Here is a 24892-nt window from a genome sequence, read left to right on the forward strand (position 1 = left end):
CAAGTATCATATTCAAGTGTGATGATGGAAACAAAAAGGTGCATGGCGTTAACCAAAACACAATTCTTCAAACGAACACTTTCGACAAAAATCCCGCTTTGAAAGTGTCGCAGGTGGCGATTCTTGTTCAGCCAAGTGTCGTATATTGGAAACCGTTTGGGTTAGTACTTGAATGTGTTCCGCTTCAAGTGCTACGTTTTCGGTGCGGCGTAATAACGGATAATCCAACTGTCCTGTAAAAGGTGTCCCATCGGAGCATTTAACCCCATTGAGGTAAAGTAACCATAGGTAAAATCGCACTTGCCATCGATGAGCTTCCTCACACGAGCGACCTTTTTTTGTTTCGTGTAAGACACCCTGTTTGAGTTTCATTCGGTCAATTTTACCGACTAAATGGGTACCGTCGGGGGCTTCGGCCTCAATTTGTATTTGTTTATCATCACGAGCATAGGAAGTTTCATCCAATAACCGTCCCAATGCTACCGTATCCGATTCTTGTTCCATCCAAATCCCCCGCAACGACCACCACGCTTTTCGGGGGCAAATTTGGTAGTACCCTACGAGCATTCCGCCAATGCGGGGGGAGGGGGTAGTTAATTGTTCCATGTTTTTAACCTAAAACGCCTTCTGCTCTATCTGTTTTTTCTCCTTTTCCTAATGTGGCCAACCCTGTGTCATGCTGATAAATCCCTGTTGCCGCAACCCATAGCACTTTTAATTCATCATCATCACCGATTTGGTATTTGAACGAAATTAGTTGCCCTAATTTCTTAGCCTTTTCAATAGTGTAAATGGGACAACTAATACCATACTCAAGCTGATAAGATCGAAAATCATCCCAATTGCGAAAAGGGTAGGCATTCTTATCATCCTGGTAACCTTCTGCTGAGTCAGGTAATGAAACAAAAACAGTTTCTTGCTGAGGTATATCACGGCTTTTCCATTCTCCAGAAACAGATGCGTCTTCTTCGTCTGTATATTGCTCCGAAACAATCATCCAATTAGTTCGCATCAGGCGTTTTAATCTATCCCGATTTTGCTTGATTTTACCTTCAAACTCAGATTGAGTCGGGTATAGACCGTTGACATAGTCCACGAAGTTTTGGGCGGTAATTTGCTGAGGTACTTCATCGAATGATTCCTTTAATTCACAGAGTGTCTGTGTAAATGCCTCAGCTGGAAGCCATCCTTTTCCCCCTTGAGGCTCACCATAGGGAGCGGGATAAGTTTTCCCTTTTTTTATTGGCTCAACAACATACAAAATTCCCCCATTTGGCGACAATCCGAAGCGATCTAAACGACCAGCCCGTTGGGCTAATCTATCCCACGGACATACATCAGACAGCATTATTGGGGCACTGATATTGACACTCATTTCCCCTATTTGGGTCAAAATGGCGATTCCTTCCGCCTTCCCATTGTGCCATACCTCTTTGCCAAGGGCTTTAATCAAATCATCTTCTATATTTTTTTTATGAGGTTCGGTAAAGCGACTGTGATAAAGAATAGGCTTTGGCCCGCCTCGCCTATGTTGCTTTTTGAACCACTCATAGTAGGCATAGGCTCTATCCACAGTATTGGCATATACGATTCCAGTACGCTGACGAACCATTCCTTTTAAAATACCTTCGACATCTTCGGGCGTTTCAGCTTCGCCACGCCAAACAATAGAGCGATTAGGCGATTTTGCTTCAGCAGGAACATCCAAAATTTTATCAGTAACCTCGTTTAAACCATACAAAGTCAGCGAAGAATCTGGTACTGTCGCACTCATGATTAATACGGGGACATGCAAGATTTTGAGTGTCTCTAACAAAACCAACAAATTGGCTTGAATGAATGGGTCATAGAAATCCGCTTCGTCAAATACAACGGCACTATTTGCCAAAAAAAAGAAGGTTGTATGATAATCTTCTTTCGTTCCCGTGAGGCAAAGTAGTAAATGGTCAATGGTACAAACAGTAATTGGAGTAGCTAACAATTGCGCTAACTTATGCAACTCACGAGCATTGCTTTTTTCAGAATCTGAAATATTACCATACCGATTGTACCAAGCGCTTGAATGATAAAGCCCAGTTGAGCTATAACTTTTGTTTTTATCTACGCTCATTGCTAACGCATTAGACGTAAAACGGGTGGGCATAGCTACGATAAGTCGGTCAGCATGACCATTATCTATTTGTTTTTTTGCCCAAAGCAAAGCTGCATCAGTTTTACCACTCCCTGTTGGAGCGCGTAAAATGCTAACCGTTTGGTTGGCTGCAACTTCTTCTGCTACTTTTTGAACCCCATTTTTTTGAGGGTGAATAAATTCATAGGTAAACTGTTTTATATCAGGCACAGATTCACCACTTTCTAAACGACTTGCACGTGTATCGGCTAGTCGAAGTAAAGCCCTAACTCCCGCAATTTTATAACGCTCAATTACTTTTTTCTCCCACTCCTGTTTATTTACAGGAATGAGCAAACTTGATTCGGTGTACAGTTTGTCCCACAATTCTGAAAATGGCCCTTTTTTGTCATTTTTACCTTTCCCGTCAGTTTCCCAACGCTCTTTATATTTTATACCCAGTTTGCCATGGTGCGCGGCAATGGCTACCATTTCAGCAAGACTCAGCGGTTCTGATTTTTCGAAATAGGTGATGGCTTTTTGTAAGGAATCAAATTCATGCCTCAACTTAGCCTTCATTAAGTGTGGACTGCTACTTATTTTTTTCTTACGCATCTCTGATTCAAAGCGTTTGAAATCCGTAGCGTTGACCTCATTAGGCGGCAAGCCAGTGTCTTGCCGCCATTTTTGGTATAACTCATAATCTTTTCGGCAGGCTTCGCTCCATTTTTTATGGCATTTTCCCGCATCGTGCCACCATACTGCCCTTCGGACTTGCTTTTGGAGGTCACCCTGGGTGAGCATTTTATACTTTTTGACCCAAAAAGTACTTGGGGATAAAAGCTTTTCGGCTTCATCGAAAACATGTTGTCGATGTTCTCGATAAGTGATACCAGAGGGTTTGGCAAGAGGTTCCATACAGAAATTACTTTGCCGGATTATACAGTTCGTTCACCGTAAGGGCTTCATGTGCTTTTCGATAGGCTTCATCTACACTCATCGCTGAGGAATCCGTATCATCACCCAGAAAATAAAGAGCATCTCTATTTTTTAATTCTTCCAAAATCCGCTGTTTTTCTGTATCCGATGAACTTGTAAAATAGCGGCTCGCTTTTCGACTCATTTTAGTATCCAGTACAATCAATACTTTCTGTGGTTCACCAGTAGTGGCGTTACGTGCCTGATTGGCGTAATCGGTCATAGAACGCGTAGCTTCCAGAAACAAGTTAATACGGCGATTGCGTTCGTTTGGGTTATCTGCCAAATGATCCAAATAACTCGTGCTTAGATGCGATTCATTATCACCATATTCAAATAATTTAGTGACCCCAACGGCAGACACATCTAAATGAAAACTCATATTCATCAAATCATTTTCACTAAACTCGTTAGTAGCCAGTGCTTGTTTGCGTCCAGAATCTTTGTCTTCGTTCATTTTGAGACGTACCAATAAATCACGACTAATCTCACTTGTTTCAAGTGCGACGGCAGGTGTGGCTGAAACGGGGGCTGTGCGTCGTCCCGAATAATCATCTTTATTTGTGTCTAAATACCCGCCCAAATCGCTGCGTAAATCTTTTTTTACATTAGTTGAGGTTCCATCGCCATTGGCGACATAAGTACCTGCACCATTGGGGTCATCTTCATTGATTCGCTCAATGGCACTAAATAATACATGGCGTTGCATTTGACCAGAAATATAAACCCGCCCATCTCGACGGCGTTTGATAGATGAAGCATTTCCCAACAATTTTTCACCACGGTTGGCTGCATGGTCATTCATTGGAGCTAAAAGAGTGACAGTAATTGATTTGATTTTCATTGTATTATCATTTTAAAATTTCGTAAATCAGTTTAATTCACCAGGTATGTCATCACTCAAAGGATCGTTCTCAACTGAAGACGTAGAGCTTTCATTGCCATTGTCGGGTTTATCATGTGCCACATAAGAACTTAGGCGCATAAATGCGGTTACTAATTCTTGCGCCAATGAAGTATTATCTTTTGTGGGTGGCCAGCCTGCTACAGTTTCCATGAATAATCCCGCCTCATTGCCAATTTCAAAACCAGTTAGACGCCCTGAAATGATATTCATCTGCGAGAGTAAAGCCACGGGACTTTTTGCGCTCAGGATTGTACTCTCAAACTGTACCAAAATTCGATTTTTGTATTCCTGCAACGGTTTGGCCGCTCTGCCGTTCTTTAAATCCTCTGTTTCCTCTTTTTTTGCTGCATTAAATGCCGCACGATTAAGCGATTGCCCATAGGCACGAGCTGATTTTATCAACTCAGGGGATAAGTTTTGGTGTTCAGTTGCCATGTATTGCTCGATTAACGGTGATAAATTATTGGGATATTCGGCACGGGTGGCCAAAAAATCGCGAAATGCGGGTTGGGAAAATTGTTGTAAAAAACGATCAAAGAAAAACTTGTATAATTTGAATTTGGGGTCATCCATTTTCTCTACCCCAAACAATTTCGCACGATGCGCCGACTGAACAAGTGCTGGTAAGTTTTCTTCTAATGAAATTTTTACCAGATGATGCCCAAAAGATTCTTGACGGTATTCCTCGTAGGAAACGATATACAAAGGGTGACTAGCTAATAAATCCAATACGCGGGTAGCATAGGCGGCACGGCTGTCTCCTCGAAAGGACTCTCCTATCCTTACCCATGATCCAATCGCTGCTACCAATGAAACCACCCCCAATGAACCATCACGCGGAGCATTTGGGTAATTACCTCTGAAAATGGGCGGACGACGATATTTCCTATCTTTTGGATCAACTACACTGTGAAAAGGCGACGTATTTCCATTGAAATTCTTACCAATTTGGTATTGTAAATCAGCAAATAATCGAACGAAATCAATCAATGGATTTGAATCAATTCCGATTAGAGGCAAATCAGGAATGATAGTTGCATTTGAGGCTCCCTTATTGCCAAAGACCTGAGCGGCTGGTTTAAATTCTGTGAGTGTTGCTATTACCGTAAATGCCGTTTCCAAAAGGTTAGCTTTCGGTTCCGCCATGGATTGTTTCCCATTGTTGATTTTGGAAGTTAAAGGAGCGAAAGACCTTTTTAGCTTTTGCTGTGGTTTTAGCAAATCCTCTTCTTTCGTTTTCAAAAGTAATTCACGAATACTACGCGCTTCCGCTACTGTATTAGCCGATGACTTATCATTGGTAATAACATGGGGTGCTAAGTAATAACCGTTTCCTGCTGTCTGACCACTTTTCTGCCCAGGATCTACCTTTTTCCCTTCCAAATAATCAAACTTCAAAATAGTGGTTGCTTCATCCAACGGTTTGTTTTCAGTACGTAATGTATAGCGATTTAACGCCCGCTCAATGGCTTCGGCAGCAAATCGAGCAATCGTTTTTAGGTCTTTTAAATCCGTTATTTCAAACTCTTCCCGCATTTCGAGTAAGGCGGCTGCTACCCCATATCGCGGATAGGGATGCAAAAAATCTAAGTTTATCATAGCTCCTGATAGTTTGCTTCTACCCATCCATCGTTTGCACCTAAGTACAGAGGAGCGGCAGGGTTTTCAAATGCCTGTTTTAATAATTTTGAAATGGTAGTAGTAGTGTCCAAACCAATCAGATAGGGACTATTCGGTATTACGTATTCTCGCACCGTTGGACTAACGTAGTACTGTGGAAATTTTGAGCGAATAGCCGTGTACTTAATTTTCGCTCCATCAGGCAGATTTTTCAACTCTTCATCCGTATAATTTTGAAATTCAGCTCTATCTCCAAACTCGATGAGACCCTGTTTTTCCCGATTTAAAAGTTCTGAAAGGGAAGCATCATAATGTTTACTTCCACCAAAAAAAGAACGTCCAGTGTCTCGCAATTGCTGTGACCATAAGTCATCATAACTACTTATGGCAGGTTGTATGATCGTACTCCTGAATTTTACATGGTATTGAAGTAGGCTCATATAGCCTACTTCAGAGGTTTCTGGCCTCGATGTAATCCACTCAGAATCAGACCAATTTGTATCCTTTTTAAATTTCTTTTTGAGTTGCTTCTTTAATCCATCTATTGTTTGCTTACGCATAACATCGTGCAGATGCCAGCCAAGGGCATTCTCCAATAATCCATAAAGCATATGATTAGTCGGATGTGGTTGGCTTCTATAATATTTTCCAGGTTGCGCTGCCACCATAGAGAGCGGCGCCAAAGCTTCAATAGTCAATAGTCCTTTTACCGTCAACTCAGGAGGTTCTAAGAAAAACTGTAAATCAATGGTTTCCATGTTTTTGAAAGTTAAAGATTAAACGAGTGCTCCAAAGCCGCTACCAGTTAATTCGCCTACTCCGACCAACCATGCAAATTCAATAGCTTCGGTAGTTCCTTCTACAATTATTGGACAGACACTACCTTTATGTTGAATATCTTTGCCACCTTCCAAGCGTTTGGCTGTCATTACTTTCTCACGAGCTTTGGAATAGGATCGGTCGAAACGTACTTTTACTTGCTGATGTTTTTCTGCTAACCCTGCTTTTTTCATTTTTTGAATAAGCTTTTCAGTCAGTAAAACCTCCGAGCGAATGTCGTTCCACAGTACACATTCGCGGCTACCGTCGGCACGATTGTCCCGTATCAAAACAGCTCCATCTACCGCAAACCGCATTGGCGACTCAAAACGTGGAGTCGGCACTTCCAATGCTTTCTCAACGGTCATACCATAGGCCAAGTGCTTATCTTTGATAATACCTTTGGCCAGTGCCCAACCCAAATCACTGTCGTAAAACCCCAAATCCCAAGTCGCACCTTGTGGGAAATGTAACCTTTGTCCAATTTTTTCGCTTCCTTTTAACCAACCAAGGCTGTAAAGACTTAAATCGTCGTGAATGTCGTTAGGACCTAGCCAGTTGTGTAGTGCAGTTCGTAAATCCTGCAAATAAGAAAAAGGCACAGGCTGTATATTTGGACTCAATACCAATTGTATTCGCATATCATTTTTAGTTTTGATGTGTCAAAGATTAGAGGGGATGACTTTCAAATCGTGGGAGTCATCGGTAATATTTCGAAAAATTTAAAATGAATACCCGAAGGGTGCAATTGAAGTAAAGTAGAAGTTTGACTACAACAATGAAATATTTAATTTCAATACCGTTAAGTGCGATTAATTACGTATGCTTGAATACAGCCAATCGTTTTAATTGGTAATATTCAAGTAAAAATAAATGATGTCAGATACTATCCAACATGGGCGATTGATTGTAAAAGAGCTACAATTTTGACATCTTGCCCCAAAAATAACACCCTATCTTGCGATTGTACAAACGTCAGTATTTCCTTAGAATGTAACAAAATAACTTTGTTCAATGATACTTTCCCAATATTTCCGTTTAAGCACAAAATTTTCGGCCCTTCTATTTCTGGGCTAGCACAAAATTGCTTTGACTTGGTAATTATCAGTTCGAAGTTATTATTTTTCAGATAGGCTTGAATTTCATCACATGAGCTTCGCTGCAAGTGAAGACTGTTCGCATGAGTGATTTTAGCTTTGCTGAACTTGGTAACTAATCTTAAGTCTCTACTGAGACTCCTAGGCAAGTCGGATGTAATGAAAATTTTAAACATTTTTCAAAAAAAATTAAATTGTTAAAAAAATTACAATGAAATATTTACGGATTAACTTTTTGCAAAGTTAGAGTATCTCCTAAATCTTTGCAAGATTTTTTAAAAAAATTTAAGTTATTCTGAAGATACAAGTCTATTTTAAATATAGACATAGGCACTTATTTAACCTATCCCTTATCTTCTCTCTCAATTCCACAGGTTCTATCACTTCCACGGCTTCGCCCATGCCAAGAATTTCTATCTCAAGTTCTTTGTTCAATACCACGAAAAGCTCAAAATCGACGTATTGGGGGGAGATTTGTGGAAGCACCCGTTGAGATGAATGTAACGGAAGTGATTGGAGATAATTGGCTTGCAAAGCTGTCAGGCGCAATACTACTCGCATGGGCTCGTCGTTGGGTGCGGAGTTAACACCAATGACATGTTGACGCATCGCACGGTATTGATGGTTTCGTTTTTGTGAAATGTGCTTATCCGTAAGTTGAAGGCTCGTCATGCGGTCGAGGCCAAACGTCCGCACCTCATTTTTATTGATGTCCCAGCCGTCCAAATACCAACGGTTTTTGTATTCGAACAATAGTCCTGGTTCTACCAAGCGCAGTTGAGCAGGTGCGGGAGTTTGAGCGTAAGCACTATATCCAAACGCAATGATTCTTTGTGCACGCATGGCTTCCCAGAGTATAGGCAAATGGCTAATTCCTGAAAAATCAGGATTTTTCTCTAATTGTAGATATTTTCCTATTTCTCGTACTCCAGTAAGAGTCTGATTGACAAATTCGACTCGTTCTCGGCGTTCAAGTAGGTCAAGAAATCCATTAAAATCAGTAATATCTTCATCAGCTTCTCTGATATCAATAAAATAACCGTTTCGGAGCTTGCTGTATCGGACATAGATACCATATTGTTCATTGATGTCTTTTTTATCTCGTTCAAAAGAGCTTTCAGAATAATCCAAAAAACCTTCTTCTCGGACAAGGTCAAAGAGTTTTTCTTTTGAAGGATAAACAAACGGAGGTTGGATGGCGCGAATGATGCACCAGTGGCGGCGGAGAGTAGCAGCTAACGTCAAGTGTCAAATAGTTATATAGATTTTGGGCTGAAAAGTAGTATAGTTTCTATAAGTGGACAAATAAATAGTTTAAAATTTATTAAACGGCTTTTGTTGTATTATCTAATAAGAGTAAACCAATAAATAGGCAACAAATGGTTATTAGTGTAGTTTCAATGATTGTTGCAGTTTTTGATGCGCCTGTTGCAAATGTACCGGGTTTTCAGTGATACACTGATGCTGACGTGCCGCTTCTGCATATACACTCATCAGGTACTCTGCCTCAAAATGTTCGTCTCGTATAATCAGTGGGATGGGAAGAGAAGGGTGCTGAATACCTTCAAGCTCTTCCAACGACACGTAACCTAATTCAGGAAAGCCCATTCCCAAATCACACAAACCAAAGGCAATAGTAGGCTCAAAAGGATTTAATTCGCTCAAAAGCCAAGTAGCACTGCCAGCTACAGAAAATAATTTAACAACGGGTGGATGGTCTTCTGCTCGTCCTTTGAGCACGTCCCGTGCATTTTCAATCATTCTTTCGCGGAGTTCAGCGGGGATAAGTCGGGACATGAGGTAATTACCTTTATCAAAAAAAAACCGACTTTCAGCATAAACTAGCTCTGCAAAACAGAATGGGCCAGAGGTGTTTGATTAATGAGAAATAAACTCGTCTAAGGGGGCTTTCCCCTCGCGCCACAAGGGTCACCGATAAACGGCCCTGACCGTGTCCCCTACCTTCCTTCACGGTGTTTTGTGCAGGTTGGGTGATTCCCCTCCGTCTTGGCCGCCCTTGCGTTTGCTACCCCCACCCTCGGCGGGAGCCAGGGTTGCATAGGTGCAACCCATAGCCAAAAGGAAAACGTAATGAATATAGCCTATCCTAAAATCCACTACATAAGCTCCCCAATGAAAATCGGAAAAACGCTGTGGCGATTGGTGATAAAAGAGTATGTGATATACGGCGGATTGGTGGAAGGTCAAAAACGTCTTTGTACTGAATATCAATGGAATGAAAAAGGCCAATGGCAGCCAAGCTCCAAATGGTCAACTTACAATATCAATGATACCTATTACGGTATGCCTCGCCGACTAAGCAGACTCTACGACCGAGAAAAAGACCTAGTTGATTTTTGGATTCATGGCAAGCCGATTGCTCAAGGAAAGCTTTTTGAATAAAATTTAGGTCGATAAAGTACGCCAAAAATATTCCTGCTGTAAAATTTGTTTAGGAGTAAACCATCGTCTGCCCATGGACAAAAACTATTCTTTTCAAAAATTATACCCCTCAGAAGTCCTTGTATTACAGCCTTTTGTTTTGACCGCGTAACGGGATTTTAAGCTGAATCTGTTCAAATATAAACGATGGTTAACCGCTGGACGAGATGAGGGGGAAAAGTCTATGAAACAGGTCATTGCATACTATCGAGTTTCTACTCACAGACAGGGTAAAAGCGGTCTTGGACTGGAGGCGCAACAAATGGCCGTGCTGAATTACTGTAATCTTAGCGGGTATGAGGTTATTCATGAAATTATAGAGGTAAAATCAACCCGTAAAGGCAGAACCGGTTTATTGCAGGCACTGGACATGTGCCGAGAGACGAATGCGATACTGGTAGTTGCGAGACTTGATCGACTGGGTCGGGACGTAGAGCAAATTGCTGGCATCGTTAAATCGAACGTAGAAATTGTTGTAACCGATAATCCACACGCCAACCGATTTACCATTCATATTCTGGCAGCGGTGGCGGAAGACCAACGCCAACGCATCAGTGAAAATACGAAAGAGGCGCTGAGTGCGGCCAAACGGCGAGGGGTGATTCTGGGGAAAAATGGAACAGTGCTTGCCATCGCCAATAAAAAAGCGGCCGAAGAGTTTGCACAAAAATTATCCCCGATGATTACAAGATTAAAAAATAAGGGAATCACTTCTGTAAGAGCCGTTTGCCGAGAACTTAATAAAAGGCATATCCCTACTTTTCGCGGAGATGGTCGTTGGCATCCGAGCACAGTGGGGATTCTGATGAATCGATTGAAATATACAATTACTTAACCTTCATTATCATGATTTACGCAACTGAAAATGACCTTCTTTTTGATGACATTGCCCTGTTAGAAAATAGGCTCGGAGCAGGTGCACTCAACATCTCTTCTGTTAATACTAATTGCGATTGTACTTCTTACGTTTCACCATCCAACGATGAAGACTGTGACCCCAATCCAATCACCCCACTTGCTCTTACGACCTCTTGATGAAGAGCACTTTTATGTTGTTAATTGCGCTTATCCGAATTCGCTGAGAATTCTGACAAAACCCCAATACAATATTCTCAGCGCAATAGACGGACAAACCAATACCACTGAGATTTCTAACAGGCTTTCCGTTCGGTCTGATAGGTTAGATGCGTATTTGAAAATGTTGAGCGCCACAGAAATCGTTCGGTTTGATACCGATTTTAGTCTTCCCCAAAAACCAGAGGTTCCTGAGTCACTGAATTTTTGGATTCATACCACCAATCGGTGTAATCTCTCGTGCAGTTATTGCTATATATCGACACTACATACACCTGGTGGTATGTCAAAAGACACAAAGCAGCAATTGCTGAGAAAACTGATAGAAACGGTCACAAAGAAAGGCATTCGTTACATCAAGTTTCGGTTGGCAGGTGGCGAACCCTTAACCCAATTCAAATCCTGGAAGAGCTTCATTCCTGAAGCGAAGGAAGCACTAAAGGCATTGGGGTGTAAGTTAGACATTGCCTTTATCACCAATCTGACCATCCTGACGGATGAAATCATTGCTTTCTCCAAGGAGCATAACATCAGCTACGGGGTTTCGTTGGACGGGTTAGGGCAAACGAATGACGCCTCCCGAAAACTTCGAAATGGTGGCGGTTCCTTTGAAAAAGTTCATCAAAATATTCGGGCATTAGTAAGCCATGGACTTCCTTTGTCGGTCAATACTGTGGTGAATAACCTAAATCTGGAAGGCTTACCTGATTTGACCCGTTACTTGGTTGCGTTGGATGTACCGTTTCGTTATTCCATTGTCAAAGGGGAAGCCATTGACGCAGAGAAACTGGAAAAATACTTATCGGAGTCTTACACAATCATGGAAGAAGCCATTCAAACAGGATGGTCGTTTTCAAGTCGCCATCAATTCTGTGACCTTAAACTAAATGAATTGGGGTTTCAGACCTGTGCGTCGGGATTCTCGGGCGGGGCTATCTATATCGATGGCACGCTAAATTACTGTCACGTCCATGCGGGAGACACCGCTCAACCCGCTCACTCTATATTTGAAGATGACTTGGATTTGGTCGATATGATTCAGCAGGGCAGTCACTATGAGGATGTAAAGTCCAAAGATTGCTCATTATGCAAATACAAAGCCGTGTGTACAAGCGGTTGCCCGATTTACCGAGTTAATGGCAAAGACCCGCAATGCAGCCTGTATCATACTTTTATTCCTCGAATTTATGAGCTTCAGGCGAGGGAACGGTTGAAATTGCTACGGGATTACGGAATGATGTAATCAGGTGAAGGCATTCTGCCTTTGAACACTTCGATAATGGCAGGTGACCCTTGGCAATTACAATTTCAGTGCTGGCACTCTTGGCAACATTTTATCAATTATATCTTCAACGTGTTCACAACGAAAAATCACTCCGACCGTTAGGGCAGATTGATTTAATCGATATCAACAATCAGGTTTCGGTCCGAGTAGTCAATAACGGTACGGGGCCGATGATTATCAATCGCTTGACCTTTTTTAAGGAAGGGAATTCCTATACAAAAATTGAAGATTGCCTGACGTTGGATTCGCGTTCCTACCAACGGATTCCCGTCAACGAAACGCTACAAAAGGTAATTCTCCCTAACGCATCACTTGACGTATTTGCTGCCGAATTAGCTCCGTTTGAGGAAGAGTCCCAACTAGAGACTGTTCGTCGAGAATTGGCATTTGTCACGTTGCGTGTGCATTATCGTGATATTTACGATAACCAATTCACTTTGAAGAGAAGTCTGGATTGGTTTTCTAGGTATATGACGGATGGGAAAATTTAGAGCAATTCAATTTCTAAGGGTAGTGACATTCACTAACTGTCTCCGCCTAAATACTTTCTACAACAATTAAATTATTAACAATAAAAACTTTAGCTTCATTGGTTGAACAATTCCAAAATGAAGCAATCTTTTCGATACATAATGAAACATTTTCTGGTCTTTGAACGTGCCCATTTATGGTTGTAAAAGGGCCATCTGTTTCGGTCAGGATACGGTGACGAGGTATCATTTTCAATAACTCTACATTTCTAGGGTTAGAAAGCATCTCTAAGTTGATGGAGAAGTAACATCCCATATCAATCGCCCGTTTTGCCTCTCTTATGCTTCCGCTAAACCAGTGAAGAACTGCATTATTATTTTCAAGCAATTTGTTCTTCTCAATTATATTCAGGACTTGAGACGCGGATCTTATACTATGTATCGTTAAAACCTTTCCGCCTTGCTTAGCACATTGTCTAATTATTTGCTCAAAGATTGCAATTTGTCTTTCCAAAGATTTATAATATCCTGGCCCAGCATCCAAACCGATTTCTCCAATAAATTTTGCCTGAGGCAAGTATTGCTCCCATAAGGATAATTGTTGTCCATACTGTTCTACTAACTGAGGATGTAAACCAAGAGCTGCGCGAACAAAACTCAAGCTTTTTGTAAGTGCGAAATTCCTTGGCCAGGCTGCAGGAACAGTTGTAACGGTTAAAGTATGAATTTGCTTATTTTCACACTCTGTTATTATCTGTTCAAAATCAGGGTACAGATCTAAATGACAGTGATAATCGACTAAAGGTATATTCATTGGTTATTCTTTCGGCTGAGTTACTACCCCAGTCAGCAATGCATCAACTTCCATCATCCCTTTTCGATAAACTTCACTAAGTTTTATAAGGGTGGAGGCATCCTGAGGTAATGGCCCTGACTTGTGAATCAGTAATTTTACAATTCCCGGGTTTCTTTTAATTCTTCGGATGGCTAATTGAAATGATCTTATTTGACGTCCCTCCGATTGAGAAGGATCCAAATTCTGTGCCGTAAGGTCCGCTAACGCGTATACGGTATTATCCTCAAATAAAGCAGCACCTTTGACAGAGGCTCTTCTGATCAGGCACGGCAGACAATAGCCGCAGTGACCTATACTAAGTCCTTTCCATCTGCCTTTTGAAGGGGAAGAACAGGATAATGAATGCGGCAAAATATTTTCAAGTAACTTAGGATTAGTACAATGAGCAATCATTTCTCCTTTTGTCTCTTGTTCATAAGGGTTTAAAATCTGGCCGTCTATACCTAATTCTCTAAGAATACTATTCCACAAACCCATATAATAAGGATGAGTAGTATGGGTACTTAGTGAGCCTAATCTCAGCATATCAAGCGGCACATTCAGCGCAATGAGTCCGTTCTCGGGTGTCTCTAACACAAATGGGCGCTTTAGTCCGGTTCCTGCAAATATACCCAATGCGAAAAATAAAAACGACCGCCCACGAGTGGTATCTTCTGATTCAATGCCTTTAAACGACTCCTTGGCAATATTCATCCATAGTCTCAGTCGCTGAAAAGGCTTCGAAGAATAATGTGTTTTCAGTGCTTCATAACAGAATTTCTGTGCGGAACTTGTTGCCCCTTCACCGGCATGACTAATTAGTAAAGGAACTGTGTTTTTTTCTTCAAGATTATTGATGGCTCCGATTAAACTATCCAGCCCTCCTGAAAAAAGTTGTAGTTTAGTGAAAGGCGGTTTGGGTTGATCTTCCTGTCTTTGAGGAATGATTGAGACAAACGTTTCGGGTCTTTGTCTGAATTCAATTTCCCAAATATCTCCGGTTAAAAAGTTTAACAACTCGACGAGCAATGTAAAAACTTTATTCCAAATCGAAATATCGCTAACCGGAATGATCAGGCGTATTTCCCGCGTCCAAGTGTCCTGCGATTCTGTTTTCCTTGAAATACGTGTATCAGCCGCATAAACATGGGCGGCCACAATAAGCAGATCAAGGCCAATTTCTTCAGGGAAAACTCCTAAGTCCATTAAGTCTTTTAGTGCATCTGAAATACCGAAGTTAAGGGTATTTTCCCCTACAATCAGCGGAAATAGGGTGATGGTCTCACCGAAGGTCGGAGAAACTGTAAAATTATCTTTTTGTCCGAAGACACCGATGACTATGTGTTTTTTCATTCTGCGTCGCTTTCGATTTCCCCTAACGTTTGTAACATAGTAAATGACTCAATATAAATCTCTTCCACAAATTTTGCCGTATCAGTTGCGGTCAAATTAGTGAAATCACTCTGCATAGTATTTAAAGCATCAGCTACTCCGCGACGAATAAAATCATGCAATTGTTCCTGAGCGCGTTCTACCAAGGGTATATTATCAGGAGCGATACAAATTTTGGTTCCGATATCGTTGCAAAGCCGAGCTTCAATGGCATGCGTAGCATATATTTCAACAATCAACCGCAGTTGTTCTTCTGTAAGTCCATTTAGATCCGTAATTCCCTCTACAGCAAGATCAGCTATGGTTTCAATAAAAGCATTTCGTGCAATCCCTTCGTCAACGTTTCCTCCTGCAGGACATATATAATCGATCAGACCAAGAAAAATATTTTCTATTGATTGACCGACCAGATTTCCTAAATTATAGCCGGATAAGGCCGCTTCTTCTCCCTGAGTTCTAACTGTATTGAGGAAATTAACCAATCCGACGGTTGTTCGCCGGGAAGAACCCATTTTTTTTGCTGCCGTTCGCGGACCGCCGGAAGATTTAGAGATGTACCCGGAAACGGCTTTCCCCAAGAAACCGCCTGAATTGCTGCCCGACTTTGCAAATCGGTTAAAATTTATACGGGGCTGCCTGTAGCGGTCAGATGAGGGAGGAGGTAATGAAGTCGGAGAGGAAACCTGATCTAAAGGAGAAATCGAAGGCTTGCTTTGGTCAGGAACAGGCTTATTTTCTTCTTTGCCCGAAGTATTGTCCGGCTTATTGAGTGGATTCTCATCCAGCGGCGGAACTGGAAGAGGCCCTAAATCTCCTCCGAGCCACGTTGGAACAAGAGGTGTTTTTCTTCCTGGGCCGCCATATGAATTTGATGTGCCCATTATTTTACTTTAGATATTTTTTGAACATTAACGGCTGCAGCTTTTAAAACAATGTCTCCACTCTTTGCCCATGTTTGAAGTAATATATCAAATCGATTTTTAGCCTCTCCGGTGATAATTCCATCCCAGCCTTTAACCACCCAAGCTCCTAAATTTTGTTTTGGTAACCCTTCTAAGAAATCAACCAATTTGTCCTGAAGCTCTTGATGTGATTTCACGACTAAGGTGAGGCCGGCGATACCGTCCGGTTCTGTCATAAAACTGGAACTACTGATGATTCGGGAGCGCATCTCGTCAAAAATGCGTTGAGCATCGGTTTTAGGAAGGGCTTTGATGTCCACCTCTAACGTTTGTACGGAAAACCTACTTCCAAACAATTTATCAACCAGTAGTGTAAGGTGTCCTAAAGAGGTAGAGGTCCCAAAAAAGTCTTTCCGATCTTTAGAAACAAACAAATAAGGGCGCAAATCCACATCTACCAAAGAAGGTTGAATTTTAGACCATTCTTTTATATTATCAGATGCTGACCATTCCAACACAATCGGATTGACAGGCTGTGATTTTTCGGTCTCTTCCGGCGACTTTTCTTTTTTCTTTGCAGCGAATTGTTTATTGTCCGACTCAAGAGCAGATTTAGGATTAGGTTCTGTTGTCACTTCCAGCGTAAGATTTTCCAAAAGCTTGAGTTCTTTACAAATTCCTTTCGGAGCGCTCGCCGCTATCGAGGCAATTTGCTCAAAAAGACGAGGGATAAAACGCTCAGCAATCATTAATTTTGCCAGAGCCGGTAAACTGATGGATGAACCAAACCCTCTGGCTTCCGCTGTAAGGTGCCTCAATAGTAAAGTATTCAAAAACCGCTTGATTTGTCGGGGGTTACCTTTGGTTCCGCTGGCTAAAATTGGTCCTACCTGATCACTAAGCAATAAAGCATTTTGAACCTTTGATGCTTTATCTCCGAGAGTGCTTCTTATAATTTCAGAATTCAGCGGCAGGCTTTCCCATGGTTTTTTAAGGCGTTCACGTGCTATTTTAATCAAGTTATCAAACTCAGAGCATTCACCGATTTCTGAGCCGACTAAAAGTAATGTCACATAAATTTTTGTCTCAATCTCTCCCAAAATAGGTATTTTGAAAGGAATTTGAATCAACTTTTCCAAGTAATTTCTTGTATATGCCTGATGCAGGGATGTATCAGGAAAATCAGGGAAATGTTTGCGGACGGCATATTCAATCATTCCTTCATCTGCCGCTACTACGAAGGCTGTTTTATCCGTAAAAATGAATAACCGAATGGCTTCCAATGTTTCAATGGCAGTATCCGGTAAACATCGGTCAAGATCATCAACAAGCACTACCAACTGCTCAATACCTGCAGCTTTTAGAAGCTTATCAAACGATTTTCGAAATTCATTAATCTCTTTTGGGATATTTTTCCCATCTTCTTTCTCTTTAAGCAGTGCGCTGGCCTGTTCAGTTAAAGCATCTAGGTTTTCTTTTGTAGCATATTGCATTGGGTCCGATACGATATTTTGTACTCCTGTCACTAACGTTTCAACAAGTTCAGAGGAAGGAATTCCCGTAAATGCGGTAAGTAGCAAACCGCTTGTTTTTTTTGCAGCCTTTAACCAATCAATCCGTTTAAAAATGTCTTTAACTTCATCCTTTGCCTTGCTGTATAATGATTTTTTATCGACAAGTTCAGTAACAATTCCTTCAATTAATGCAATTTTAGCGTCTTCAAAACCTTGGAAACGCCAGCCGTTAAACTTAATGCACAGAACCTTCTTATCATTTTCCAAACCTGCTTCAATCATTTCAAGAACGCTTGATTTTCCTGCTCCCCAATCCCCGTGAACTCCAATGGTTACTGGACGCTCTGGACGTTCTCTGATTAATTTGACAATGGTTTGGGCAATTGCCTCACTGTTAAGTAGATCGACTTTTGTTTCGTTATCACTGAGGATCATGGTGTGTTATGCTGTTTTGCAATAAAAATTTATAATAAAGTATTTGATTTACAATCTTAGAAACAAATAATGTAGCTGCCAAGTATTTAAAGGGAACCTTGCAAAAAAGTTATTAAGCGGCAAAAAATGTCTTAACTCAGATATTTAATATGACTTTTAGCAATGGAAGCTTTCGCACTATTGTGGTAATAATATGAAGAAAATGTCCAACGAATGTATTATCTAACGCTGTGAGACATGTATATGCAGGACTGAAAAGGTAGCCCATTTCTTTCTTAGCCTCATCACTTTGGAAACGATATTGTTAATTAGCCATAATAGTTGCTAAAAAATCAGGGAATGATGTTTGAGCCACACGAGGAAAGCGCTCAAGCCCAAGTGAGGGCAGAACTAGCTACGTTGCGATTACAAGTAAAAGCCAAGGATATTTATCAACATAACATCAAAGTCTCCAGGGACTTTCGGTGGTTTGTGAGACATACTCATGCTGTCGCTTTGCCACAAGAATGAGTTATCATTAAAAATACAGATTTCAGTGGACAGCTGGGGGCAACTCAATATGCCATTCCACTTCCGAAAGTCTTTTGGCAATCTTTTTTAAGGTTTCTGCTACCAGCGTGTCTTTTGGCAAAGCTCCGTACACCAAATTTCTAAATTCGCCATTATAGACCCCTTTGAGTTCATTCCAGACATTTTCTGTATCTGAAAAAATCAAGGCATCTTTCGGGTGAAAGGCCAGCCATTGATTATTATTTTTGAAACTGGTGACATCATCTTGCCCTACTTTTAAAAGCATTCCATCAAATGAAGGTGAGTAGAAGAACGCAGCGTACTCTTGCTGTTGCAGTAGCTGATGTAAATCGTAGGTGTGCCTAATTTTCTTTTTCAAGTCGCTGATGGGATTCTCTGCGTAGGAGAAACGGACAAGGCTCATTATTTTTTCACAGAGCGTCCGAATAGGTTCCATCACCTTCACTTCAAAGGGAAGCAACCCGTATTCTTCGGCAATATTCTCTTGGCGGTTGTCAAACATCATTTTACCGATAAATGAATTCAGCTTTTTGGATGTATAGGGCTCGAAATAGCCTAGCCAAGTAGCTTCTAAAACAATGACGTCTCTTATTTGTCCATAAATCCCGTTAAATTCTTTCTGAAAAGCATGGGCTGTTTTTCTGTTCATCCCTCTTTTATGAGTGAGTCCCTCAATTTCTGTTTCGGGTAGGATTTCGTTGACGACCGATCCAATTTTTTTAAGCTTGGTAGTAAGTCTGCTATCCGTTTCTCCCTCTCTTCTCAATACGACTAAATCAATATCTTCGGAAAAGCGGTCTATCATGCTAAAGCATTTGGACAAGGCGGTGCCACCTTTAAAAATAGTATCTTCTCCAATGGAGTGTTGAAAAATAACGTATAACGCATAGGTCACCCAATAGTCTTTTTCGACATAAATCGCTGCTATTTGCATTTGGTCAGCTGTGAATTGCACCGCCTGCCTGAAAAGGGTTTTATTTTCGTGCAATCTCATACGATATTCCATTTTTCGGTGGTACTTAGGGACTTATTCAAGCCAGGTAATTTATATTTAGTAATGGGATTCAATGTTTTGTACAGAGAAAGGGTCAGTGATTCCTTCTTTAATTCATCTAAAAGTGCTCCCAATAAGGCCCTGGTCGCAGGGGGGTATTTCAACGCCAGACGAACTAGGGTGTTTAAGTAGTTGTCTGACAGTCCTTTCAAGATAGCGAGTAGGCGCTTTGCCGAGGATTGCAAACTGGCATCAGGAATTTTTTTGATCGTGCGAATGGCATCCAAAATTTGTAGTAGAGGAATATTTTCTTTGGTAATCGTATTTTTCTGCTTCATAAACGAAATCGTATAACGTTCCCTTTGAAAAGCTGGGCGAATATCTCTTTTGCCGATTTGGATGGTATTACTGATTTGGGTAGTTAAACCCAATTGATTATAAATGCTGTAACCCGTCAGGTATCCCGTAATCTTTCCATCCTCTTCGAGCAGGTCTTTGACTATCTGATTTTGGTTGGGAAGCAGCGGACCAAAAACAGTATTTTCGGGCTTATAGTATTTGCCTTTTGAGAGTTTAGCGATTTTGCCTGCCTGAACCATACGGTTGAGGGCTTTTATCACCGCTTCCTTTTGACTTACCTCCGCCATAAAATCAGCGTAGGTAAAAACATAGCCCTTGGGCAATCTGTCTATTGCAGACACTATGTAATCAGATGTTTTCATAAGAATATATTATCACAAACATACTAGATTTGTCCAGTTTATTAGTAAAAAAACTGGACAAATAAATGTTTAAAGATTACCTCTGTAAGGCGACAGATTTTCAAACGAATCAAAAATAACACCCAAATCGCAAGCTTTAGTTGCACAAACAATAGGGCAATGATAATCTATGTTAGACGGGCATTAACAGCCGTTGGGGGCATGATTGGGGGCATCCCACCGAAATGCCCATCATAATTATACTCAATTCAAGTACTTCAAAGGAAAATGGCGATGCGACATCCGGCACCATTCTTTTTTTTACTGACATTATTTCTCATTACTGCTGCGAAAATTATTCAATTTTCGCAGTACGTTAAAGCTATCCTTGGTTTAACCCTCACTACCTGTCATAGACCCACACTAACCAAAAGTGGGGGCATGATTGGGGGCATGAAATGGCTGGTCGTGGCGGCTGTTTGCAGCCTCATTATCAAGAATCAGGAGGTTTAAAGTGGCTTTATCGAATAGGGCCTGTCAGGCCGCCAAACCCAAAATCAAATCCTATAAAATCGCAGACGGGGAAGGCTTGTACCTTGAAGTCACCCCAGCGGGCACCAAACTCTGGCGGCTCAAATACCGACTTTATGGCAAAGAAAAACGGATTTCGATTGGTGCCTACCCCGATGTCTCCATCGTGGGAGCTCGTCAGGCCAAAGAAGAAATAAAAAAAGAAATCAAGGCGGGCATTGACCCCGTTTTAAAACGCCAGCAGACGGCTCAAATAAATGCGTTGAACCAACAGCTCGACTTTAAGTCGATGGCAATGGAATGGTACTGGAAACAAGTTCCCTTGTGGAAACCAAAACACGCAACAATCATCAAACACCGCTTTGAAAAATACGTATTCCCGTTTTTAGGTCACTTTCCACTGACAGAGATAAAACCTTTGCAGATGCTGAACTGCCTGCAAAAGATGGAGAAAACAGCGCCTGACTTAACCCGCAGGATGAAGGCCGCCTGTAGCCACGTCTTTAAATATGCCATTGCGACGGGCAGGGCCGAGAATGACCCTACGTATGGTTTAGAAGCCGCCCTTAAAAAATTTAAACGAGGACACTATGCTTCTATTTCGGTCGATGAGTTTCCCGAATTTCTAACGTGCCTCAACGATTATCAACGCCATATTCATCGGCAAACGTTTTTAGCCCTCCACCTACTGCTTTTAACGTTTGTTCGCACCTGCGAACTAGTGGAAGCACGATGGGAAGAAATAAATTTTGAAAAAGCCATGTGGGTTATTCCTGCCCAACGCATGAAGATGAACCTCCCCCACGTTGTGCCGTTATCACGGCAGGCACTGGCCCTCTTTCAGGAGCTAAAAGAAATCAATGCTGGTCGAGAATTTATATTTACTGGGTATTACAACCCGAGAAAACCCATGTCCAAAAACACCATGCTCGTTGCCATCAAACGAATGGGGTACAATGGCAAAATGACGGGGCATGGATTCCGAGCTTTGGCGTTGGGGATATTAAAAGAAAAACTGGGCTATTCGCACGAAATTGCGGACAGGCAACTGGCACACGTACCCAAAAGCAGCGTTGACCGAGCCTACGACCGAGCCCAGTTTTTGCCCCAACGTATCCAAATGATGCAAGAATACGCGGATTACATTGATAAAGTACGATAGGACAGCATTACCCGAATGGGTAATCTTGTTGCCATCGTCACCGTTCCCTTCTTATTTATCATTAATGGAATCCTTTATCCATTGACTGTGAATATCTTCCTATCGTAAGATGACTATATTCCTGTGACGGAAATCGCGTCAGGCAGGTAATTGGTTTTGAACCACGAGGAGGGTGTATGCAGAATACGAACGAACCGTTACTGGATCGAAAAAGTGCAGCTCGGTACCTTCGGGTATCCCCTGGTACATTGGCCGTTTGGGATTGTACCAAACGTTACGACCTCAAGCCCATCAAAATCGGACGCGCCGTGCGTTACCGTCGCTCCGACTTAGACAAGTTCATTGAGCAACGACTCAGCAGCTGACCGCGCTTACTTTTCTTCTACTCCCCTCCATCCCTTATTGAACGGAGCACCGCTATGAACATAGCCGATGCCAAAACCATTCCCATGACTGAAATTCTGGACAGGCTTGGAACACCTCCCCGACGCGTCACGCAACTCAAAGCGTGGTATCTTTCGCCTTTGCGCCAAGAAAAAACGGCCAGTTTTCAAGTCGATTTAAAATCCAACCTTTGGTACGACTTCGGCGAGGGTATCGGGGGCGACTTGGTGCATTTTGTGTGCCTCTACCTCAAATCCCACCGCCAAGACCATACCGTTTCCGATGCCCTGCGCTGGATTAAAAACATGGTGGGAGCCGCCTACCAAATCACTCCCATTGCCTTTCCAGAAGAAAACCCACCCGATCCCGCTCTCCTGCTAAAAACCAAGAAACCCATTCAACATTTGGGGCTCATTAATTACCTCAAAAAACGCGGGATAGCGCTGGCACTCGCCCGCCAGCACCTCAAAGAACTTCACCTTCGCAATCCACAGACCCAAAAAAGCTTTTTTGCCTTGGGTTTTGAAAACGAAGAGGGCGGTTTTGAGCTCAGAAACCCTTTTTTCAAAGGCTGCCTGCGCCCCAAGGCAATTAGTTTTATTCGCGGGACAACGCCCAAGCCCAACAGCATCCACCTCTTTGAGGGGTTTATGGATTACTTGTCGGCCCTTGCCCAGACCAATCACCACCGACTGAATGGCGATGCCATTGTCCTCAATTCGTTAGCGTGCCTCAAACAAGCCCTGCCTTACCTCCACAACTACGGGTATCAACTGGCCTACAGCTGGATGGACAACGACCCTGCGGGTGAAAAAGCAACAGCCACCTTGGCTGACTTTTGTAAAACGCAGCAAGGACTCACCCATCAACCCATGAATGCCGTTTATGCGCCACACAAAGATGTCAATGCTTGGCACATGCACCAACGTAATTTGTCCATGTAGGGAGGGTTTGTCATGCCACAGGAAGATATTCGAGCGCTTTACCGTGTCAACGAAGTCGAGATCGTTTATAAAAACAGGATTCCCTTCGAAGACCGTATTGAAATTACCAGTTCTTCGACGGCCTATGACATTTTGCGTCAAAGTTGGGACGACAATCGCATTGAACTCGTCGAACAGTTTAAAATTTTGTTGCTCGACCGCCGACATACCTGTTTGGGGGTGTCTGATATTGCCACGGGGGGCATTACGGGCTGTCTGGTTGACCCTCGAATTATCTTTGCCACCGCCCTAAAGACCCGAGCGAGTAGCCTCATTTTGGCCCATAATCACCCTTCGGGAACCCTCAAACCCAGCGAAGCCGACTTAGACCTGACGCGCAAATTAATGCAAGGGGGCAAACTGCTGGAAATCTCCGTCATCGACCACCTGATTGTTACGCCGCACCGTTATTGTTCGTTGGCAGATGATGGTTTGATGCCCAGTTGATCGTTGGAAACGCTCCGTTTGTTTTTTGTTTTATCACCTTTCTATTCCTCTGAATGCAACAAGGGGATGTACCCGACGCCACTCAGTCCGCCAACCATAATTTTCGCCTGCTGGCGCATTCCCCGCCCAACCAAAATTCAAGTGGGCTTCTTCGCTTTTACGTCGGGAAGGCAATCCCCGTCATTCCCAGGAAAAGAAAGGAAATCAACTCCTGAAAACTAACAACCAACCCGCTCTTTTTACCCAACTTTTACGGAGGCTTCCTTGAAACCAGCAACGACATCACAACCTGATATTTACGCCCGCGTCACCAATAAAATCCTCGCCGATTTGGAGAAGGGACACCTGACCTGGCGCAAGCCGTGGAATTCTCAGCAAATGGCGGGGCAGGTGATGCGCCCGCTGCGTTGGAACAACATTCCTTATTCGGGTATTAACACCTTGGTGCTGTGGGGAACCGCCGCCGAAAAAGGCTATCAATTACCTCATTGGATGACGTTTAATCAGGCCATTGAACTCAAAGCCAACGTTCGCAAGGGTGAGAAGGGCGAGCAAGTAGTGTATGCCGATAAAATAGTTCGGGATAAAGAAACACCCGATGGCGAAACCAATTCCCGTCAAATTCCTTTCCTCAAAACTTACACGGTGTTCAACGCCGCCCAAATCGAAGGGCTACCCACTTCTTACTATGCGGTTCCTGAAACCATCATACCTGACAACGCGCCGCAACGCATACAAACGTTGGAAGATTTTTTTGCTCAAACCAAAGCGGACATCTACACGGGTACGAAGGCCGCTTACCATCCGTTGACCGACCGCATTCAAATGCCGCCGCTGGAGAGTTTTGAAAGTGCCGTGGCCTACTATGGAACATTGGCGCACGAATTGACCCACTGGACCAAGCATCCTTCTCGCCTAAACCGTGATTTAGGCCGCAAACAGTACGGCGATGAAGGCTACGCCAAAGAAGAATTGGTGGCCGAATTAGGGGCGTGTTTCTTAGCAGTCGATTTAGGTTTTGAACCTATTCCCGAGCAAGAGCATTCCGCTTACATTCAATCGTGGTTGCAAGTATTGCAAAACGACAAGCGTTTTATTTTCTCCGCCGCTTCCCATGCCCAAAAAGCCATGGAGTACATTCACACCCTCCCAGCTCCGTAAGTAACTGATGAAACGTTCATACAATATCTCTCTTTGCAACTATATTGATGAATGTTGTTAAGAAAAAATGCATTTATTAGGGTCTATTGAATTTGTTTTGCTGCACAAATTTTTAACT

The 24892-nt window shown here is 42.4% G+C and carries 24 protein-coding genes; 10 read left to right on the forward strand and 14 right to left on the reverse strand.

Going from position 1 to position 24892, the window contains the following annotated elements:
* Nucleotides 1-48 precede the first annotated feature (48 nt).
* From cas4 to AC23N5_RS24110, 8 genes are all read right to left on the reverse strand, one after another.
* Nucleotides 49-606 (reverse strand): CRISPR-associated protein Cas4, encoded by a 558-nt coding sequence (cas4, locus tag AC23N5_RS24075; protein WP_487757572.1) that lies wholly within the window; start codon nt 604-606, stop codon nt 49-51.
* A gap of 4 nt (nt 607-610) precedes the next feature.
* Complete coding sequence (gene cas3, locus AC23N5_RS24080; protein WP_487757573.1) at nt 611-3028, reverse strand: CRISPR-associated helicase Cas3'; 2418 nt, start codon at nt 3026-3028, stop codon at nt 611-613.
* 7 nt (nt 3029-3035) lie between these two features.
* On the reverse strand, nt 3036-3932 hold the full coding sequence (cas7p, locus tag AC23N5_RS24085) for a type I-PGING CRISPR-associated protein Cas7/Csp1 (RefSeq protein WP_487757574.1): 897 nt from the start codon (nt 3930-3932) through the stop codon (nt 3036-3038).
* A 27-nt stretch (nt 3933-3959) separates the two neighbouring features.
* Entirely contained in the window at nt 3960-5594 is a 1635-nt protein-coding gene (locus AC23N5_RS24090; protein ID WP_487757575.1) for a hypothetical protein, read from the reverse strand.
* Entirely contained in the window at nt 5591-6373 is a 783-nt protein-coding gene (locus tag AC23N5_RS24095; RefSeq protein ID WP_487757576.1) for a hypothetical protein, read from the reverse strand. The genes AC23N5_RS24090 and AC23N5_RS24095 overlap by 4 nt, the downstream gene beginning before the upstream one ends.
* 18 nt (nt 6374-6391) lie before the next feature.
* Nucleotides 6392-7075 carry a CRISPR-associated endoribonuclease Cas6 gene (locus AC23N5_RS24100; RefSeq protein ID WP_487757577.1) on the reverse strand — a complete coding sequence of 228 codons (684 nt, stop codon included), beginning with the start codon at nt 7073-7075 and terminating at the stop codon, nt 6392-6394.
* 765 nt (nt 7076-7840) lie between these two features.
* Nucleotides 7841-8776 (reverse strand): helix-turn-helix transcriptional regulator, encoded by a 936-nt coding sequence (locus AC23N5_RS24105; RefSeq protein WP_487757578.1) that lies wholly within the window; start codon nt 8774-8776, stop codon nt 7841-7843.
* Between the two features lie 141 nt (nt 8777-8917).
* Nucleotides 8918-9328, reverse strand: coding sequence for a DUF2958 domain-containing protein (locus AC23N5_RS24110; RefSeq protein ID WP_487757579.1), 411 nt, complete (start codon nt 9326-9328; stop codon nt 8918-8920).
* 336 nt (nt 9329-9664) lie between these two features.
* Here AC23N5_RS24110 and AC23N5_RS24115 point away from each other — a divergent pair, with 336 nt between their 5' ends.
* The 5 genes from AC23N5_RS24115 (at nt 9665) to AC23N5_RS24135 (ending at nt 12823) form a co-directional block, all read left to right on the forward strand.
* The gene (locus AC23N5_RS24115) at nt 9665-9934 is read left to right on the forward strand and encodes a hypothetical protein (RefSeq protein WP_487757580.1); all 270 of its coding nucleotides are present in this window, start codon (nt 9665-9667) and stop codon (nt 9932-9934) included.
* 223 nt (nt 9935-10157) lie between these two features.
* Nucleotides 10158-10808 carry a recombinase family protein gene (locus AC23N5_RS24120; RefSeq protein WP_487757581.1) on the forward strand — a complete coding sequence of 217 codons (651 nt, stop codon included), beginning with the start codon at nt 10158-10160 and terminating at the stop codon, nt 10806-10808.
* Between the two features lie 11 nt (nt 10809-10819).
* Nucleotides 10820-11008: a hypothetical protein gene (locus tag AC23N5_RS24125; protein ID WP_487757582.1), complete on the forward strand. Its 189-nt coding sequence runs from the start codon at nt 10820-10822 to the stop codon at nt 11006-11008.
* A gap of 163 nt (nt 11009-11171) precedes the next feature.
* Entirely contained in the window at nt 11172-12290 is a 1119-nt protein-coding gene (locus tag AC23N5_RS24130) for a radical SAM protein (RefSeq protein WP_487757583.1), read from the forward strand.
* 80 nt (nt 12291-12370) lie between these two features.
* Nucleotides 12371-12823 (forward strand): hypothetical protein, encoded by a 453-nt coding sequence (locus AC23N5_RS24135; protein WP_487757584.1) that lies wholly within the window; start codon nt 12371-12373, stop codon nt 12821-12823.
* Between the two features lie 46 nt (nt 12824-12869).
* On the opposite strand, the gene qatD is transcribed toward AC23N5_RS24135, so the two are convergent.
* From qatD to AC23N5_RS24165, 6 genes are all read right to left on the reverse strand, one after another.
* Nucleotides 12870-13616 carry a Qat anti-phage system TatD family nuclease QatD gene (qatD, locus tag AC23N5_RS24140; protein WP_028524501.1) on the reverse strand — a complete coding sequence of 249 codons (747 nt, stop codon included), beginning with the start codon at nt 13614-13616 and terminating at the stop codon, nt 12870-12872.
* A 3-nt stretch (nt 13617-13619) separates the two neighbouring features.
* Entirely contained in the window at nt 13620-14990 is a 1371-nt protein-coding gene (gene qatC / locus AC23N5_RS24145; RefSeq protein ID WP_487757585.1) for a Qat anti-phage system QueC-like protein QatC, read from the reverse strand.
* On the reverse strand, nt 14987-15910 hold the full coding sequence (gene qatB, locus AC23N5_RS24150) for a Qat anti-phage system associated protein QatB (RefSeq protein WP_487757586.1): 924 nt from the start codon (nt 15908-15910) through the stop codon (nt 14987-14989). Before qatB ends, qatC begins: the two co-directional genes overlap by 4 nt.
* Entirely contained in the window at nt 15910-17880 is a 1971-nt protein-coding gene (gene qatA / locus AC23N5_RS24155; protein WP_487757587.1) for a Qat anti-phage system ATPase QatA, read from the reverse strand. The genes qatB and qatA overlap by 1 nt, the downstream gene beginning before the upstream one ends.
* Nucleotides 17881-18412: 532 nt before the next feature.
* A complete protein-coding gene (locus tag AC23N5_RS24160) occupies nt 18413-19405 on the reverse strand; it encodes a nucleotidyl transferase AbiEii/AbiGii toxin family protein (RefSeq protein ID WP_487757588.1) in 993 nt (330 codons plus the stop codon).
* Complete coding sequence (locus AC23N5_RS24165) at nt 19402-20106, reverse strand: DUF6088 family protein (RefSeq protein ID WP_487757589.1); 705 nt, start codon at nt 20104-20106, stop codon at nt 19402-19404. The genes AC23N5_RS24160 and AC23N5_RS24165 overlap by 4 nt, the downstream gene beginning before the upstream one ends.
* A 514-nt stretch (nt 20107-20620) precedes the next feature.
* Here AC23N5_RS24165 and AC23N5_RS24170 point away from each other — a divergent pair.
* The 5 genes from AC23N5_RS24170 (at nt 20621) to AC23N5_RS24190 (ending at nt 24774) form a co-directional block, all read left to right on the forward strand.
* Complete coding sequence (locus AC23N5_RS24170) at nt 20621-21799, forward strand: tyrosine-type recombinase/integrase (RefSeq protein ID WP_487757590.1); 1179 nt, start codon at nt 20621-20623, stop codon at nt 21797-21799.
* A 176-nt stretch (nt 21800-21975) separates the two neighbouring features.
* Nucleotides 21976-22164 (forward strand): helix-turn-helix domain-containing protein, encoded by a 189-nt coding sequence (locus tag AC23N5_RS24175; protein ID WP_028524510.1) that lies wholly within the window; start codon nt 21976-21978, stop codon nt 22162-22164.
* Between the two features lie 54 nt (nt 22165-22218).
* The gene (locus AC23N5_RS24180; protein ID WP_487757591.1) at nt 22219-23127 is read left to right on the forward strand and encodes a toprim domain-containing protein; all 909 of its coding nucleotides are present in this window, start codon (nt 22219-22221) and stop codon (nt 23125-23127) included.
* Nucleotides 23128-23139: 12 nt separating this feature from the next.
* Nucleotides 23140-23613, forward strand: coding sequence for a JAB domain-containing protein (locus AC23N5_RS24185; protein ID WP_487757592.1), 474 nt, complete (start codon nt 23140-23142; stop codon nt 23611-23613).
* A gap of 264 nt (nt 23614-23877) precedes the next feature.
* Complete coding sequence (locus tag AC23N5_RS24190; RefSeq protein ID WP_487757593.1) at nt 23878-24774, forward strand: ArdC family protein; 897 nt, start codon at nt 23878-23880, stop codon at nt 24772-24774.
* The last annotated feature ends 118 nt before the right edge of the window (nt 24775-24892 follow it).

It is taken from the genome of Runella sp. R5_40, from assembly GCF_057652295.1.